The organism is Streptomyces canarius (assembly GCF_014650735.1).
Classification (GTDB): Bacteria; Actinomycetota; Actinomycetes; order Streptomycetales; family Streptomycetaceae; genus Streptomyces; species Streptomyces olivaceoviridis.
Map to the genome: position 1 here is coordinate 16,684 of NZ_BMVN01000027.1, position 16,489 is coordinate 33,172.

Annotated in this window: 9 protein-coding genes; all 9 read right to left on the reverse strand. The window is 75.3% G+C overall.

The features are described from left to right. Positions 1-56: 56 nt before the first annotated feature. Complete coding sequence (locus IE294_RS30295) at positions 57-4,805, reverse strand: type I polyketide synthase (RefSeq protein WP_189891350.1); 4,749 nt, start codon at positions 4,803-4,805, stop codon at positions 57-59. Beyond that, complete coding sequence (locus IE294_RS30300; RefSeq protein ID WP_189891352.1) at positions 4,805-10,264, reverse strand: type I polyketide synthase; 5,460 nt, start codon at positions 10,262-10,264, stop codon at positions 4,805-4,807. The genes IE294_RS30295 and IE294_RS30300 overlap by 1 nt, the downstream gene beginning before the upstream one ends. Then, on the reverse strand, positions 10,261-10,866 hold the full coding sequence (locus IE294_RS47940; RefSeq protein ID WP_229917428.1) for a hypothetical protein: 606 nt from the start codon (positions 10,864-10,866) through the stop codon (positions 10,261-10,263). Before IE294_RS47940 ends, IE294_RS30300 begins: the two co-directional genes overlap by 4 nt. A gap of 666 nt (positions 10,867-11,532) precedes the next feature. After that, the gene (locus IE294_RS30310; RefSeq protein ID WP_189891482.1) at positions 11,533-12,483 is read right to left on the reverse strand and encodes a GlxA family transcriptional regulator; all 951 of its coding nucleotides are present in this window, start codon (positions 12,481-12,483) and stop codon (positions 11,533-11,535) included. 23 nt (positions 12,484-12,506) lie between these two features. Then, positions 12,507-13,151, reverse strand: a complete 645-nt coding sequence (locus tag IE294_RS30315; RefSeq protein WP_189891354.1) for an HD domain-containing protein — start codon at positions 13,149-13,151, stop codon at positions 12,507-12,509. Positions 13,152-13,400: 249 nt separating this feature from the next. Further along, entirely contained in the window at positions 13,401-14,630 is a 1,230-nt protein-coding gene (locus IE294_RS30320; protein ID WP_189891355.1) for a glycoside hydrolase family 88 protein, read from the reverse strand. Between the two features lie 105 nt (positions 14,631-14,735). Next, positions 14,736-15,059 carry a GNAT family N-acetyltransferase gene (locus IE294_RS30325; RefSeq protein ID WP_229917429.1) on the reverse strand — a complete coding sequence of 108 codons (324 nt, stop codon included), beginning with the start codon at positions 15,057-15,059 and terminating at the stop codon, positions 14,736-14,738. Between the two features lie 34 nt (positions 15,060-15,093). After that, positions 15,094-15,537, reverse strand: a complete 444-nt coding sequence (locus tag IE294_RS30330; RefSeq protein ID WP_189891359.1) for an ester cyclase — start codon at positions 15,535-15,537, stop codon at positions 15,094-15,096. A 125-nt stretch (positions 15,538-15,662) separates the two neighbouring features. Beyond that, complete coding sequence (locus tag IE294_RS30335) at positions 15,663-16,412, reverse strand: FG-GAP repeat domain-containing protein (protein ID WP_189891361.1); 750 nt, start codon at positions 16,410-16,412, stop codon at positions 15,663-15,665. Between the last annotated feature and the right edge of the window lie 77 nt (positions 16,413-16,489).

The following is a 16,489-nucleotide window of genomic DNA, read 5'->3' on the forward strand; positions in this document are numbered from 1 at the left end:
ACTCCTGTGCGAAGAGGTGGACTGCGGTGGGGCCGGGGTGTCGGGGGAGGGTGGGGTCACGCCGAGCCGAGTTCGTTGTCGATGAAGGCGAAGACGTCGTCGGCGGAGGCCTCCTCCAGCCGTCCGGCGAGGGCGGCGGCGTCCTGGCCGAGGGTCTTGTTCAGGTCGCCCAGCAGCGACTGGAGGCGGGTGGTGATCCGTGCCTGTTCGATGTCCTCGGCGGTGAGGTCGCCGAGCCGGGCCGCGACCCGGTCGAGGTCGGCGAGGACGGTGTCCACGGAGGTGTCGGCGCCCGCGAGTTCGGTGCCCAGGTGCTTGGCGAGGGCGGCGGGGGTGGCGTAGTCGAAGATGAGCGTGGCCGGCAGCGGCACCCCGGCGGCACCGCTGATCCGGTTGCGCAGGTCGACGGAGGTGAGCGAGTCGAAGCCGAGGTCGCGGAAGGCGGTGGTGGGCTCGACCGCGTCGGCGCCGCCGTAGCCGAGGACCGCGGCGGCCTGGCCGCACACCAGCTCCTGGAGCGCGCGTTCGCGTTCGCCACCGGTCAGGCCGGCCAGCTTCTCGGCGAAACCGTCGGCCGGGCCCGGCTCGGCGGGCCCGGCCGTGCCGCGCCGCGCCTCGGGCAGCGCGGACAACAGGGCGCTGGGCCGGGTCGCGGTGAACGCGGGCGCGAACACGGACCAGTCGACGTCGGCGACCGTGACGGTGGTGTCGCCGCCGTCCAGGGCGCGGCGCAGCGCGGTCAGCGCGCGGCCGGGGTCGAGGGGGGACATGCCCATCGCGCGGGCGGCCGAGCGGACGGTGCCGTGGGCGGCCATGCCGTCGCCGCCCCACGGTCCCCAGGCGATCGAGGTGGCGGGCAGTCCGGCGGCGCGCCGGTGCTCGGCGAGGGCGTCGAGGAAGGCGTTGGCGGCGGCGTAGTTGGCCTGTCCGGCGCCGCCGACGGTGGCGGTCAGCGAGGAGAAGAGCACGAACGCCGACAGCTCCCGGTCCGCGGTGAGTTCGTGGAGGTGGCGGGCGGCGTCGGCCTTGGGGGCGAGGACGCCGGCGAACCGGTCGGGGGTGAGCGCGTCCAGGACGCCGTCGTCGAGGACGCCGGCCAGGTGCAGGACGGCGGTGAGGGGGTGCTGTTCCGGTACGGAGTCCAGCAGCGCGGCCAGTGCCTCACGGTCGGCGACGTCGCAGGCGGCGAGGGTCACCCGGGTGCCGGCGTCGGTGAGTTCGCGGACGAGATCGGCGGCGCCGGGTGCGTCCGTGCCGCGGCGGGAGGTCAGCAGCAGGTGGTCGGCGCCCTCGGCGGCGAGCCACCGGGCGACGGCCGCGCCGACGGCGCCGGTGGCCCCGGTGACCAGCACCGTGCCGGACGGCTTCCAGGGGGCGCCGGCGCGGGCCGGGGCGTGCTCCAGCCGGCGGCCGTAGGCGCCGGACTCGCGGATGACGACCTGGTCCTCGCCGCCGGCGTCGGCGAGCAGCGCGGCCAGCCGGGCCACGGTGCGCGGGCCGGTCTCGGCGGGCAGGTCGACCAGTCCGCCCCAGCGGTCGGGGTGTTCCAGGGCGGCGACCCGGCCGAGGCCCCACACGGGGGCCTGGTCGAAGCCGGTGACGGTGGCGGCCGTGCCGTGGGCGACGGCGTCGCGGGTGACGCACCACAGCGGGGCGGTGATCCCGGCATCGCCGAGGGCCTGCACGAGGGTGGCGGTAGCGGTGAGTGAGGTGTCCGGTGCCGGCAGCGACAGCACGCCGTCGACGCCGCCCCGGCCGGCGAGCAGCGCGGCCAGCCCGGCACGGTCGGCCGTCCCGGGTGCGGTGAGGGTGTCGACGCGCAGGCCCTGTTCGGCGAGCCCGGTCAGGACGGCCGTGGTCCACGGGTCGTCGGCCGCCGGGACGACGGCCAGCCAGTGGCCGCCGCGCGCGGGGGTGGCGGCGGGGGCCAGCGGTTCCCAGGTGACGCGGTAACGCCAGCCGTCGGCGGCGGCGTTGGCCTGCCGCTGCTCGTGCCAGGCGGCCAGGGCCGGTACGACGGCGGCGACGGAGGTCTCGTCGGTGACGCCGAGCGTGGCGGCGACGGCGGTGACGTCCTGGTCCCGGACCAGCTCCCAGAACGGGTCGGCGGCGTCCCTGCCCGCGCGGGCCGCCGCGGCGCGCTCGGCCTGGAGGACGGGGGCGTCCTCCCAGTGCCGGTCACGGCGGAACGGGTAGGTGGGCAGGCCGACCTTGCGGCCCCCGGCGAACACGGCCCTCCAGTCGGGGCCGGTGCCGGTCAGGTGCAGCCGGCAGACGGCGTCGACGAGGGCGGCGTCCTCGGCGCGGTCGCGGCGCTGGGTGGCGATGACGTGCGGGACGACGTCCTGCGCCATGGTGGAGAGCACGGCGTCGGGGCCGACCTCCAGGAAGCGGGTGGCGCCCTCGGCGGCCAGCGCGGTGACGCCGTCGTGGAAGCGGACGGCCTCGCGGACGTGCCGCACCCAGTAGTCGGGCGAGGTCAGTTCGTCGGCCAGACGGCCGGTGACGTTGGAGACGACCGGCAGGCGGGGCTCGTGGAAGGTGAGGCCCGCCAGCACCTCGCGGAAGGCGTCGAGCATGGGGTCCATGCGGTGGGAGTGGAAGGCGTGCGACACCGTCAGCCGCTTGGTCTTGTCGAAGCGTGCGGCCACGGCGGCCACGGCCTCCTCGTCGCCGGAGACGACCACCGCGCGGGGACCGTTGACGGCCGCGATGTCGACGCCGTCGGTGAGCAGCGGCCTGACCTCGGCCTCGGCGGCCAGCAGGGACACCATGGCGCCGCCGGCCGGGAGTTCCTGCATCAGCCGGCCACGGGCGGCGACCAGGGCGACCGCGTCGGGCAGGTCCAGCACGCCGGCGACGTGCGCGGCGACGACCTCGCCGATGGAGTGCCCGGCGAGCAGGTCCGGGCGGACGCCCCAGTGCTCCAGCAGCCGGTACAGGGCGGTCTCGAAGGTGAACAGCGCGGCCTGCGTGTAGACGGTCCGGTGCAGCGGGGCGGGGTCGGTGTCCTCGTCGGACATCACCTCGCGCAGCGGCCGGTCCAGGTGGGCGTCGAAGGCGGCGCAGATCTCGTCGAAGGCGGCGGCGAACACCGGGAACGCGGCGCGCAGGGTGCGGCCCATGCCGGGCCGCTGGGAGCCCTGCCCGGAGAACAGCACGCCGAGCCGGCCGGGTTCGGGGGCCACGACGGCGGCCCGGCTGCCGTCGGCGACGGCGCGCAGACCGGCCAGCAGCTCGTCCCGGTCGCGGCCGGTGACGGCGGCCCGGTGGGTGAACACGGTGCGCGTGGTGGCCAGCGAGTACCCGACGTCGTACGGGTCGAGGTCGCCGGCGGCGGCGAGCAGCCGCTCCGCCTGCCGCTGGACGGCGTCGGCGCCCTTGCCGGACAGCACCCACGGTACGACGGGCAGCGCGGCCCGCTCCGCCGGCGTTCCGTCCGTGCCGACGGGCGGCGCCTCCTCCAGGATGGTGTGGGCGTTGGTGCCGGAGATGCCGAAGGAGGAGACACCGGCGCGGCGCGGGCGGCCGTCGGGGGTGTCCCAGGGGCGGGGCTCGGTGAGCAGGCGGACGTCGCCCGCGCTCCAGTCGACGGCGGCGGACGGCTTCTCCACGTGCAGGGTGCGCGGCAGGGTGCCGTGGCGCATCGCCATGACCATCTTGATGACGGCGCCGACGCCGGCGGCGGCCTGCGGGTGACCCATGTTGGACTTGATGGAGCCGAGCCAGACGGGCCGGCCCTCCGGCCGGTCCTGCCCGTAGGCGGCGATGACGGCCTGCGCCTCGATGGGGTCGCCGAGCGTGGTGCCGGTGCCGTGCGCCTCGACCGCGTCGATGTGGTGCGGGGCGAGCTGGGCGTCGGCGAGGGCCTGCCGGATGACGCGGATCTGGGCGGGACCGCTGGGCGCGGTGAGGCCGTTGGAGGCGCCGTCCTGGTTGACGGCGGAGCCGCGGACGACGGCCAGCACCTCGTGGCCGTTGCGCAGGGCGTCCGACAGGCGCTCCACGAGGAGCATGCCGGCGCCCTCGGCCCAGGCGGCGCCGGCCGCGTCGTCGGAGAAGGAGTGGCAGCGGCCGTCGGGGGACAGCGCGCGGCGCTCGCTGAACTCGATGAACATCTCGGGGCTGGCCATGACGGCGGCGCCGCCGGCCAGCGCCAGGGAGCACTCCCCCTTGCGCAGCGACTGGATCGCCGAGTGCAGCGCGACCAGGGAGGAGGAGCAGGCGGTGTCCATGGTGACCGCCGGTCCCTCCAGGCCGAGGGTGTAGGCGATGCGGCCGGAGACGATGCTGCCGGAGATGGTGCCGCCGACGTAGTCGTGGTGCATCAGGCCGACGAACACGCCGGTCGGGGTGCCCTTCACCGTGGTGGGGTCGATACCGGCCCGCTCGAAGGCCTCCCAGGTGACCTCCAGCAGCAGCCGCTGCTGCGGGTCGGTGCCGGGCGCGTCCTTGGGGCTGATGCCGAAGAAGGCGGGGTCGCACTCGGCGGCGTCGTGCAGGAAGCCGCCGTGGCGGACGTAGGTCTTGCCGGGGGCTCCGGGCTCGGGGTCGTAGATCGCCTCGACGTCCCAGCCGCGGTCCGCCGGGAACTCGGTGACGACGTCGATGCCCTCGTCGACGACGCGCCACAGGTCCTCGGGGGTGCGCACGCCGCCGGGGTAGCGGCAGCCCATGCCGATGACGGCGACGGGCTCGTGGTCCTGCTCCTCCAGCTCCCGTACGCGGCGGCGGCTGCGCTCCAGCTCGGTCGTGGCCCGCTTGAGGTAGTCGCGGAGCTTGCCGGCCGTGGCCGAGTCTTCCATCACAGGGCTCCCAGTTCGTTGTCGATCCTGGCGAAGAGTTCTTCGTCGCTGGCGTCGTGGACGTCGGCCGGTGACCCGGGCCCGGTGGGGCGCGCGTGGCTGTCCTGCCAGCCCCGCAGCAGCGCTTCGAGGCGCGCGGTGACACGGGCGTGGCTGCCGTCCTGGTCGGGCAGGGCGTGCAGGGCGGCTTCGAGGCGGTCCAGTTCGGCCAGCGCGGAGCGGGCCTGGTCGGCCGGTCCGGGCACGAGCGCGGTCTTGAGGTGGGCGGCGAGCGCGTGGGGCGTGGGCTGGTCGAACACCAGCGTCGCCGGGAGGGTGAGGCCGGTGGCGCCGGCGAGGAGGTTGCGCAGTTCGACGGCGGCGAGCGAGTCGAAGCCCATCTCCTGGAAGGCGCGTCCCGGGTCGACCGACTCCGGCGAGGGGTGCCCGAGGACGCCGGCGACATGGGTGCGGACCAGCTCCAGCAGGGCGCGGTCCCGGTCGGCGTCCGGCAGTGGCGCCAGCCGCTCGCGCCAGGAGCCGGCGGGGGCGGGTTCGGCGCCGCGCCGCCGGGCCGGCCGCACCAGGCCGCGCAGCAGGGCGGGCACACCGTCCGGCCGGGCCCGCACCGCGGCGGCGTCCAGGCGTACGGGCACCAGGACGGCGTCCTCGCCGCCCAGGCCGGCGTCGAAGGTGCGCAGTCCCTGGGCCGGGGTGAGCGGCGGCAGGCCGAGCCGGCGCAGCCGCTCCAGGTCGGCGGCGTCGATTCCGGCGCTCATGCCGCCCGAGCCGGACCACAGGCCGTAGGCCAGGGAGACGGCGGGCAGGCCGAGCGACCGGCGGTGGGCGGCGAGTCCGTCGAGGAAGGTGTTGGCGGCGGCGTAGTTGGCCTGGCCGCCGCCGACCAGCAGACCGGCCGTGGAGGACAGCAGGACGAAGGCCGACAGGTCGGTGTCGCGGGTCAGTTCGTGCAGGTTCCAGGCGGCGTCCACCTTGGGCCGCAGCACCCGGTCGACCTTGTCCGCGTCCAGGGTGGCCAGCACGCCGTTGTCGACGACACCGGCGGCGTGCACCACCGCCCGCACCTCGTGCGCGGCGAGGAGCGCGGCCAGGTCGGCGCGGTCGGCGGCGTCGCACCGGGCGAGGGTCACCTCGGCCCCCGACTCGGCCAGTTCATCGGCGAGTCCGGCCGCACCGGGGGCGTCCGCGCCGCGCCGGCCGGCCAGCAGCAGGCGCCGTACGCCGTGCTCGGCGACCAGGTGACGGGCGATGAGGGCGCCGAGGCCGCCGGTGCCGCCGGTGATCAGGACGGTGCCGTCCGGGTCCCAGGCGAGCGGCTCGCCGGCCTTGGCGCGGGCCAGCCGCGGCACCCGCACCTCGCCGTCCCGCACCGCGACCTCCGGTTCACCGGCGGCGAGCGCGGCGGCGAGGGCGGGGCCCGGGGCGGCGCTGCCGTCACTGTCGACCAGCAGGAAGCGGTCCGGGTTCTCGGCCTGGGCGGCGCGTACGAGTCCGTAGAGCGGGGCGTGGGTGAGGTCGCCGGTCCGCAGGAGCACGGCGAGCCGGCCGCCGGCACAGCGGTCGTCGGTCTGCCAGGCGCGGAGGGTGTCCAGGGTGGCGTTCACGCGGTCGCGGACCAGGGCGGGGAGGTCCGGCACGGTGCCGGGGGCGGCCGGTACGGGCAGGACGACCAGGCCGGGGACGGGGCCGGCGGTGGTGAGGGCGGCGAGGTCGGGGTGGTGGGGGGCGTCGAGGACGGTGTCGTAGGTGCCGGTCTCCGCCACGCCGGTTCCGGTCGGGCCGGTGCCGCCGAAGCCGCATACCGCCAGGGCGGGGACGTCGGTGGTCGCCGGGGCCGGGGCCGGGACGAGGTCGATCCGGTACAGCGGGTCGTCGCCGTCCCCGGCGAGCTGTTCGGCGGAGACGGGGCGGGCCACGAGGCTGCGCACGGTCGCGACGGGCGCTCCGGCGGCGTCGGCGAGGGTGAGGGTGACGGCCTCGTGGCCGGACGGGGTGAGGCGCAGGCGCAGGGCGTCGGTGCCTGCCGCGTGCAGGGTGACACCGCCCCAGGCGAACGGCAGCACCGCCCGGCCGCCGGGCAGGTCCAGCAGGTTGACGTGCAGGACGGCGTCCAGCAGCGCCGGGTGGACGGCGAACGCGGCGGCGGTGGCGCGGGCGCCCTCGGGCAGTGCCGCCTCGGCGAACAGCTCGTCCCCGCGGCGCCACATGGCGCGCAGGCCCTGGAAGATCTCGCCGTAGCCGTAACCGGTGCGGGCCAGGTCCGGGTAGAGGCCGTCCAGGCCGACGGGTTCCGCGTCCCGGGGCGGCCAGTCGGTCAGAGCGGCCGGGGACGCCGCGTCGGCGGGTGCGGTGGTGAGGACGCCGGCGGCGTTGCGGGTCCACGGGGCGTCGGGGCTGTCGGCGCGGCGGGACCACACGGTCAGCTCGCGCCGTCCGTCCCGCTCGGGGCCGACGGCGGCCTGTACGGCGAGTGCGCCCTGCTCGGGCAGGAGCAGCGGGGCGTGCAGGGTGAGTTCCTCGACGGTGTCGCAGCCGGTGCGCTCCGCGGCCTGGAGGGCCATCTCCACGAAGCCGGTGCCGGGCAGCAGCACGGTGCCGTGGACGGCGTGGTCGGCCAGCCACGGGTGGGAGGCGAGGGAGAGCCGGCCGGTGAGGACCGCTCCCCCGGTGTCGGGCAGGTCGGTCGCGGCGGTCAGCAGCGGATGCCCGGTGGCGCGCTGCCCGAGGCCGTCGGCGTCGCCGCTGCCGCCGGAGCCGGCCTCGAGCCAGAGGCGTTCGCGCTGGAAGGCGTAGGTGGGCAGCTCGGTGCGGCGGGCGCCGTGGGGGGTGAAGAACGCCGTCCAGTCCACGGCGGTGCCGACCGCGTGCAGCCGGGCCACGGCCGTGACCAGGTCGCGTTCCTCGTCGCCGTCGCGGCGCAGCCCGGCGACGGTGACGCTGCCCTCGGGCAGGCAGTCCACGGCCAGGGCGGTGAGGGCCGCGTCGGGGCCGACTTCGAGGAACGTCCGGACGCCCAGCTCGTGCAGGGTGGTCAGGGCGGGGGCGAAGCGGACGGTCCCCCGGACGTGGTCCGCCCAGTGGTCCGGGGTGGTCAGCCGGCCGGGTTCGGCGAGGGCGCCGGTGAGCGTGGAGACGACCGGGATGCGCGGCTCCGCGAAGGAGCACGCGGCGGCGGCCTTGGCGAAGTCGGCGAGCATCGGCTCCATCAGCGGCGAGTGGAACGCGTGCGACACCGTCAGCCGCTTGCTCTTGCCGAAGCGGGCGGCGAGGGCGTCGACGGCCTCCTCGGCACCCGAGACGACCACGGAGCGGGGGCCGTTGACGGCGGCGAGGCCGACCCGGTCGTCCAGGTGGGGGGCGACCTCGTCCTCACCGGCGCGCAGCGCGGCCATGGCGCCGCCCGGGGGCAGGGCGGCCATCAGGGTGCCGCGCGCGAGCACGAGCCGGACGGCGTCCGGCAGGGACAGCACCCCGGCGACATGGGCGGCGGCGAGTTCGCCGACCGAGTGCCCGGCCACGAAGTCCGGGGTCACGCCCCAGGACTCCAGGAGGCGGTACAGGGCCACTTCGGTGGCGAACAGGGCGGTCTGCGCGTAGTCGGTCCGGGTCAGCGACTCCGCGTCGGTGTCGATCACTTCGGCGAGTGGCCGGTCCAGGCCCCGGTCGGCGAGCGCGCACACCGCGTCGAAGGTCTCGGCGTACACCGGGAAGGCCCGGCGCAGGGCCCGGCCCATGCCGGGGCGTTGCGCTCCCTGGCCGGTGAACAGGAACGCCGTCTTGCCGCCGACGGGGGTGAGCGGGGTCGCGGCGGCGAGCGCGGCGAGCAGTTCGCCGGTGTCCCGGCCGACCGCGACGGCGCGGTGCTCGAAGTGGGCGCGGGTGGTGGCCAGCGACAGCCCGAGGTCGGCCGGGCGTGCGCCGGGGTGCGCGTCGACGTGGTCGCGCAGGCGCGCGAGCTGGGCGGTGAGGGCCTGCCGGGTGCGGCCGGTGACGATCCAGGGGACGTGGCCTGCCTCCCTCACCGGTGAGTTGATCCCGCCCGCAGCAGGATCGGCATCGCCGGAAGGCGCGTCGGCGGGTGCCTGCTCCAGGACGACGTGCGCGTTGGTGCCGCTGATGCCGAAGGAGGAGACGGCGGCGCGGCGGGGCCGTCCGGTGGCGGGCCACGGGCGCCGCTCCAGGGCCAGTTCGACGGCGCCCGCGCTCCAGTCCACCTGGTCCGTGGGGGCGTCGACGTGGAGGGTGGGCGGCACCTCGCCGTGCCGCATGGCCAGCACCATCTTGATGACGCCCGCGACACCGGCCGCGGCCTGGGTGTGCCCGAGGTTGGACTTGACCGAGCCGAGCAGCAGCGGCCGGTCGGCGGGGTGTTCGCGGCCGTACGTCGCGAGCAGCGCCTGTGCCTCGATGGGGTCGCCGAGGGAGGTGCCGGTGCCGTGTGCCTCGACCACGTCGACGTCGGCGGCGGTGAGCCCGGCACCGGCCAGCGCCTGCCGGATGACCCGTTGCTGGGACGGCCCGTTGGGCGCGGTCAGCCGGCTGCTGGCGCCGTCGGAGTTGACCGCGCTGCCCCGGATCACGGCGAGCACCGGGTGTCCGTTGCGCTGGGCGTCGGCGAGCCGTTCCAGCAGCAGCATGCCGGCGCCCTCGCCCCAGCCGGTGCCGTCGGCCGCCGCCGCGAACGCCTTGCAGCGGCCGTCCGGCGCGAGTCCGCGCTGCCGGCTGAAGTCGATGAACGTCTCCGGTGTGGACATCACGGTGACGCCGCCGGCCAGGGCCAGCGAGCACTCCCCCGACCGCAGCGCCCGCACCGCCCAGTGCAGGGCGACCAGGGAGGAGGAGCAGGCGGTGTCGACGGTGACCACCGGGCCTTCGAGGCCGAAGGTGTAGGCGACGCGTCCGGAGGCGATGCTGGCGGCGCTTCCGTTGGCGAGGTAGCCGTCGAGGTCGTCGGGTACGGAGGTGAGGCGGGTGGCGTAGTCGTTGTACATCACGCCGGCGAACACGCCGGTACGGCTGCCGCGCAGGGAGGCCGGGACGATGCCGGCCCGCTCGAAGGCCTCGTAGGAGGTCTCCAGCAGCAGCCGCTGCTGCGGGTCCATGGCGAGGGCCTCGCGGGGGCTGATGCCGAAGAAGTCGTGGTCGAAGTCGGCGGCGTCGTGCAGGAAACCGCCGGTGCGGGCGTAGGTCCTGCCGGGCCGGGCCGGGTCGGGGTCGTACAGGGCGTCCACGTCCCAGCCGCGGTCGGCGGGGAAGTCCGACACCGCGTCGGTGCCCGTCGCGACCAGCTCCCACAGCTCCTCGGGGGTGGTGACGCCGCCCGGGTAGCGGCAGCCGATGCCGACGACGGCGATGGGGCCGTGTGCGCGTTGCTCGTTCTCGCGCAGCCGCCGCCGCGCCTCCCGCAGATCCGCGGTCGTCCGCCTGAGATAGTCGAGCAGTTGCTCTTCGTTGTTCACCAGCGCGCCATCCGATCGAGATCGAAGTGAGGGCCTCGGCCGTGCGGATCGCCTCCGGACGGTTTCCGGTCCGCTTCCCCTCCGCTGTCGGAGGCTAGGCAGGCGCCGATGACGCGGGACACCCCTACGGCCCCCAGGGCCCCCAGGGGGCGGCTAAGGGGTCCCACGGGATCACGTGGCACGACGGACGACGGATCGCCGGGCCGGTCCGCTACGACGGGGCCGCTCGGTACGGTGGTCGGCGCGGGGCGATGAGCGATGGCGGCGGTCGCGCACACCAGGCCGGCGGTCTGCCGGCGGGTGAGCCGTTCGTGCGGGAAGGCCAGTGCCGGCAGCACCGGGATGGCCGGGCAGAGCGCGGACAGCACGGTGGCCACGGCCATCAACTGGTGCCGCGTCGCGGCGGGGTGGAGGAGGATGGCCACGGTCCCGACCGCACCGCCCACGCCGGCCACCGCCGCGAGCCGGCCGGGCGGCGTCGCCGGGGACCGGTACAGGGCGAGCACCACGGCGATCACCATCACGGACGCGACCCGGCTGCCGACGACGGGCCACAGGCCGCCGTCCGCCCCCGCCGGGGCCATCGCCAGGAACTGCACCATGAAGCCGGCGCGACGGGCACTCCGGCGCTCACCGGCCCGCCGGTACGACGCTCCGCCCCCGGCCCGACACCACGACGCCCCGTGCCCAGCCCCGCGGCCTGCGCGGCGAGCCGCAGCGCCGGTACGGCGACGGCGATCCCGGTCCCGGCGACGGCGGCCGGCCGTTCACCGAGGAAGGCCACGCCCACCAGGATGGGAAGGGCGACGGCCCCCACATCGCTGACCGGTACGACGACGCTCATCCGCCCCTGCGCCATCGCCCCGTACAGGAACGCGACCCCCGACGCCCGTACCGATGCCCGACAACGCCCCGAACCAGTAGTCGCCCGCCGTCCCGCCGCCACCGGGGGTGGCGAGCGCCGGCGCCACCGCGACCGCAGTCCCGGCGAGCTGTGCGTAGAGGGCCACCGTGATGCCGTCGCTCCTGCGGGCGACGAGCCCGTTCACGAAATGGGTTACGCCGAAGCAGAGCGCGCAGGCCGGTGCCGGCGCCTCACCCACGGGCGCCCCCGGCGTCGGCGGCGGAGCTTCCCGGGGCGGCGGGACGTCAGCGCGCCGAGCCGTACCGACGGCCCTACCCGCAATCCTGGTGATGACGACGACATGTCCCACCCCGGCGGGCGTTGGCCGCTCACCCGCATCGGCGCCCGGTCAGGGGTGCACGGCTCACCCGGGGACGGTCGTACGGAAGCGGGCCCGGTAGACCGTCGGTGAGATGCCCAGCGTGTTCTGGAAGGCCCGCCGCATGGTCTCCGCCGAGCCGAAGCCGGCGCGTGCCGCGACGGTGTCGACGGGCTCGCCGCTCGCCTCCAGGAGCGCCTGGGCCGCTTCGAGCCGGATCGATTCGGCGTAGCGCCCGACCGTCATCCCGGTGTGCGCCCGGAAGAGCCGGCTGAGGTGACGTACGCTCACGCCGGCCCGGCGCGCCAGGGCGGTCAGGTCATGGTCCGCGCCCGGATCCGCGCCGACGACGTCCATGACCTGCCGGACGACGGGGTGCGTGGACTCGCGCAGGGTCAGCCGCGCGCTGAACTGGGACTGACCGCCGGGGCGCGCCATGAAGACCACCAGTTCCCGCGCGACCTCGCGGGCCACGTCGGGGCCGTGGTCCTCCTCGACCAGGGCCAGGGCGAGATCGATGCCCGCGGTCACTCCGGCGGAGGTGACGACGTTGCCGTCACGGACGAACAGGGCGTCGGTCTCCACGGTCACACCGGGGTAGGCGAGCGCCAGTTCCCGGGCCAGGCGCCAGTGCGTGGCGGCCCGCCGCCCGTCGAGCAGCCCGGTCTCGGCCAGCATGAAGGCGCCGGCGCACACCGAGGCCACGCGGCGGGCCCGCCCGGCCAGTGCCGCCGTCCCGGCCACCAGCGCCGGGTCGGCGACGGCCTCCCGCCAGTCCCGCCGGCCCGGGACCACGAGCGTTCCCAACCGCGCCGGCAGGTCCTCCCAACTGCCGGCGGCGTCCAGCCGTACCTGGGCGGAGGTGGCCACGGGCCCCGCGGCGGCGGACACGACCCGCACGTCGTACCGGGCCCCGTAGGCGTTCGCGGTCGTGAAGACCTCCGCGGGTCCGGCCACGTCCAGCAGCTGGACACCGGGGAAGGTCAGCACGGCCACGACATGCCGCGGGCGCGTGGGGCTCACTCCGGCCACGGCGATTCGAGGATGGTCCGCACGAAGTCGCCTCGCTCGAACCCCGGCACGTAGTGCTCCAGGACGTCGGCCTTGACGTTGCCGAACGTGGTCTCGGGCTTGGGACGGATGCCCTCGGTGAAGGCGTCGAGGATCTGCCGCTTGAAGTCGGGGCGGGGGTGCAGTGCGACGACGGCCGCCCGGTCGGCGGGGGCGATGTCGTGGTATCCGATGCCCAGCACGTCGTACTCCACACCGGCGGTGACCAGCGCCACTTCGGGTTCCATGAACTCCGGGATGCCGGGCGTGGTGTGCAGGGCGATCGCCGTCCACACCCGGCGGATGCCGTCCTCGGGCACGTCGTGGTCCCGCAGGAACCGGCGGGCCTCGTCCGCCCCGTCGACCTCGAAGCGCCGGCCGCTGCCGTGGAAGCGCGCGCCGAGACCGAGGTCGTGGAACATGGCGCCGATGTACAGCAGTTCCGGGTCGAAGCCGATGTCGCGTCGGCGGCCCTGCAACGCGCCGAACAGGTAGACGCGGCGCGAGTGGTGGTAGATCAGATCGCTCGTCTCGTCCCGCACGAGCTGGGTCGCCTCCCGGGCGAGCTTGGTGTCGGGCACGGTGATTCCGCCGGCCACGGACTCGTCAGCCATCTTTGCACCTCATGTTTGCCAGTCGTTCGCGCGCCATCGCGCTGTGACCTCAGTGTCGGCCCGTGGGTGCGGGCGGCACCATGTCCATGGGGACGGGCAACCCATAGATCCGGACATCCGTCGCCGGGGCCCGCCGCCCGTCGGCCGGTACGGCACGGCACGCGTCGACGAGGCGGGCCGGAGGCGGCCGGTCCGTGCCGGTGCGGACGGCGACCGCGAGGACGTCCCCCCGGTCGCCGCGCCGCCGGCTCAGGCCGGCTGCGACAGGTCGATCGCCCGGTCGACGGCCTCGGGCCGGAGCACGCGCAGGATGCCTTCGAGGAGGTAGTAGTCCGCGTAGGGCAGGGAGACCTCGATGCCGTCCTCGGCCGGGCGGTTGCGGGTGCAGCGGGCCACGACCGCGTCGGCGCGGGCCGAGTTCCTCGTCAGGCAGGTGTCCGCGAGCGCGGTGAGCAGCCGCAGCGCCACCTCCCGGTAGGTGTGTCTGCCCGTGGCCGCGTGCAGGTCGAGCAGGCCGCACGCCATGATGGCGCCGGCGGAGGCGTCCTTGATGTCGTGCGGCTGCTGCGGCGCGCGGTAGTCCCACACCGGCACGTGGTCCGGGGTCAGCGCTCCGATGGCGAAGTCGGCGAGCCGGCGCGCGGTGTCCCGGAACTCCTTGTGCCCGGTCCGCCGGTACATCGTGGTGAAACCGTAGATGCCCCAGGCCTGCCCGCGCGACCAGCAGGAGGTGGGGCTGTAGCCCTGCACCGTGTTGGGGCCGATGGGGGCGCCGGTGTCCGGGTCGAAGTCGAACACGTGCGGGGTGGATCCGTCGGGGCGGGGGAAGACGCGCTGCGCGGTCCTCGCGTGCTCGACGGCGATGTCCAGGTAGGTGCCGTCGCCGGTCTGCCGGCTCGCGAACGCCAGCAGATCGAGGTTCATCATCGTGTCCATGATGACGCGGCCCGCGTTGGCGCGGTCCGTCAGCGCGCCCCAGGCCCGGATGAACTTCCCGCGTGGGTTGTACCGCTGGATCAGGGAGTCGGCCGCCCGTATCGCGCCCGTCCGCCACTCGTCGTCACCGGTCAGGCGCCAGGCGGTGACCCAGGACGGGGAGAAGAGGAAACCGAGGTCGTGCGTGCTCGTGTCGTCCTGCCGGGGGGCGAGGTTCCGGGCCGACTCGACCGCCCACGCGCGGAAGGCGTCGTCCCCGCTGTACAGCCAGGCCATCCACAGCGTTCCGGGCCAGAAGCCGCCCACCCAGTCCCCGTTGCGCGAGTACGTCCACTTCTCGAACTTGGTCCCGACCGGGAAGCCCGTCACTCCGGGCGCGACGGTACGGACCTTCTCCTCGGCGTAGTCCGCCGCCGCGCGGAGTGTCCGCGTGGTCGCTCCTGATGGCTGCCGGTCCGACGCCGCCGCGGCAGGCACCGCGGAGGTCCCTACGGCCGCCGCACCGGCCGCCGTGGCCAGCAACGCACGCCGGGAAACGCTCATGCTCGCCCTCCAACTCCAGTGTGGACAAGAGAAGTTGGCCGAGCTTTGCACACCGGCCACGACCGTGTACACCCATGTGTGCACAGTTCATCAGTGTGAACTCGGTCAACGCCGAGGAGCATCGGAGTCGTGCCGGAGCCAGACGTAGCCGACCGGCTGAGCGGTGTTCCGGCTCTCGGCGAGGCCGGGATCGACCGGACGGAACCCGGCGCCCGGGTAGCACCCGAGCGCCCGGTCGTCGCCGGGGTGCACCCGCAGGTGGACATCCGCGAACCCGGCCCGCAGGGCCCGCGCGAGCAGGCCCTGGACGAGCACGCGGCCCAGCCCCGTCCCACGGACCCCGGGCGCCACGATGATCCGCGCCGGTTCGGCCTCGTCCTCCTCGGCGTCGTCCGCCTGTTGCCACCCGGCGACCGTCCGCCCGGACACGGGGAACTCATGGCTCCCGCACCACATCGCGGGTTCAGGACGGGCCGCCGGGGACTATGCCCAGTTGCCGCATCTGCGCGAGGACGTCGACGACACCCCAGATCTCGGCGACGCGGTCGTCCGCGAACCGGAGGACGAAGATCTCGTTGTACCTGACGGTCTTCCCGGTGGCCGGGAGGCCCTGGTACTCCCCCTGGTGCGTACCGGTGACCGTGTTCCGGAAGACGACCTTGTCCCCCTCGGCGATCTCGTCCTCGGTCTCGACGCGCAGGTCGGGGAACGCGCGCAGAAGCACCTCCCACACGCGTTTGAGCGCCTGCGCGCCCGTCTCCCCCATCGCTACCGGCGCGTGGAACAGCAGGTCCGGCGCGACGATCTCGTCGATCGTCTTCGAGACGGTCTCCAGGTCACCGGTGTGGACGGCGTCGTGCAGGCGGCGGAACGTCGCTTTGTTGCGTGCTTCCTGGGCTGTGGGCACGGGGTGGCTCCTCGGGGCGGCGCGAGTCCTCGGGTCGGTTCTCGCTCGTACGCCCTCTACGACGGGCCGGCCCTCCGCGATGTGACATCGCCGCGTGCGCGGGACAGGGTCCTCACCGCGGCCGATCACCTCTCCCGTGTCCCGCAGGGCGGGTAGAACGGGGCCTGCCCCGCGTGGGGCAGCGGGGACGGGGGGTCGTAGCCCGTGGCCGGGGCGTCCGTCGTGTAGGCGCGGGTGTCCGGCGACAGGCCCCGGCGCGGGTCGCCCAGGCGCGCCTGGATCTCGTAGGTGCCGTCTCCGGAGTACGTGTACGCCGTCAGGTCGGGATACCGGTCGTGGTCGTAGTCGGCCACCGCGATGTCCTTCGTGGCCCCCAGGTCGAGGGGGACGGTCCGCCGGCTGCGGCCGGTGTTCGAGAAGGGCCCCAGCCTCAGTTCGGCTACCCGGGGCCGGACCGGGTCGTCGCCGCCCTGCTCCTGCCCCGCCACGACGACCAGGTCGGTCCAGCCGTCCCGGTCGAAGTCCGCCACGGCGGCGCTCACGTACTCCTGCCGACCGGCGGTGCGGTCGGCCAGCCCCCGTGCCCCGACCGTCGTTTCGCGGGGCGAGCCGATACCGAAGGTGATGGCCGACCGGGTACCCCGGTGGGACGGGTCGGTGATCCGGTCCGGCAGACCGTCGGCGTTCACGTCGGCGATCAGGTCCCCCGATCGCGTCAGACAGGCGGTGACGGCGGGCGGTCCCGTCGGGCGCGGCGGGGGCCCGCCCAGGCAGTCCTCGCCACCGGCGAGGATCAACAGCCCGCCCACCGGCAGCAACACCGCGCGGGTGAGCCGTCCCGGCCGGGAGGTACCGCTGGATTCACGCACGGGCATGGGCAGGGATCCTAGTCACGGGACGGGCGCGCCCGGGGGCGGGGCCCCGGCAGCAGTTGTTCTGGGCCGCCTGGGGC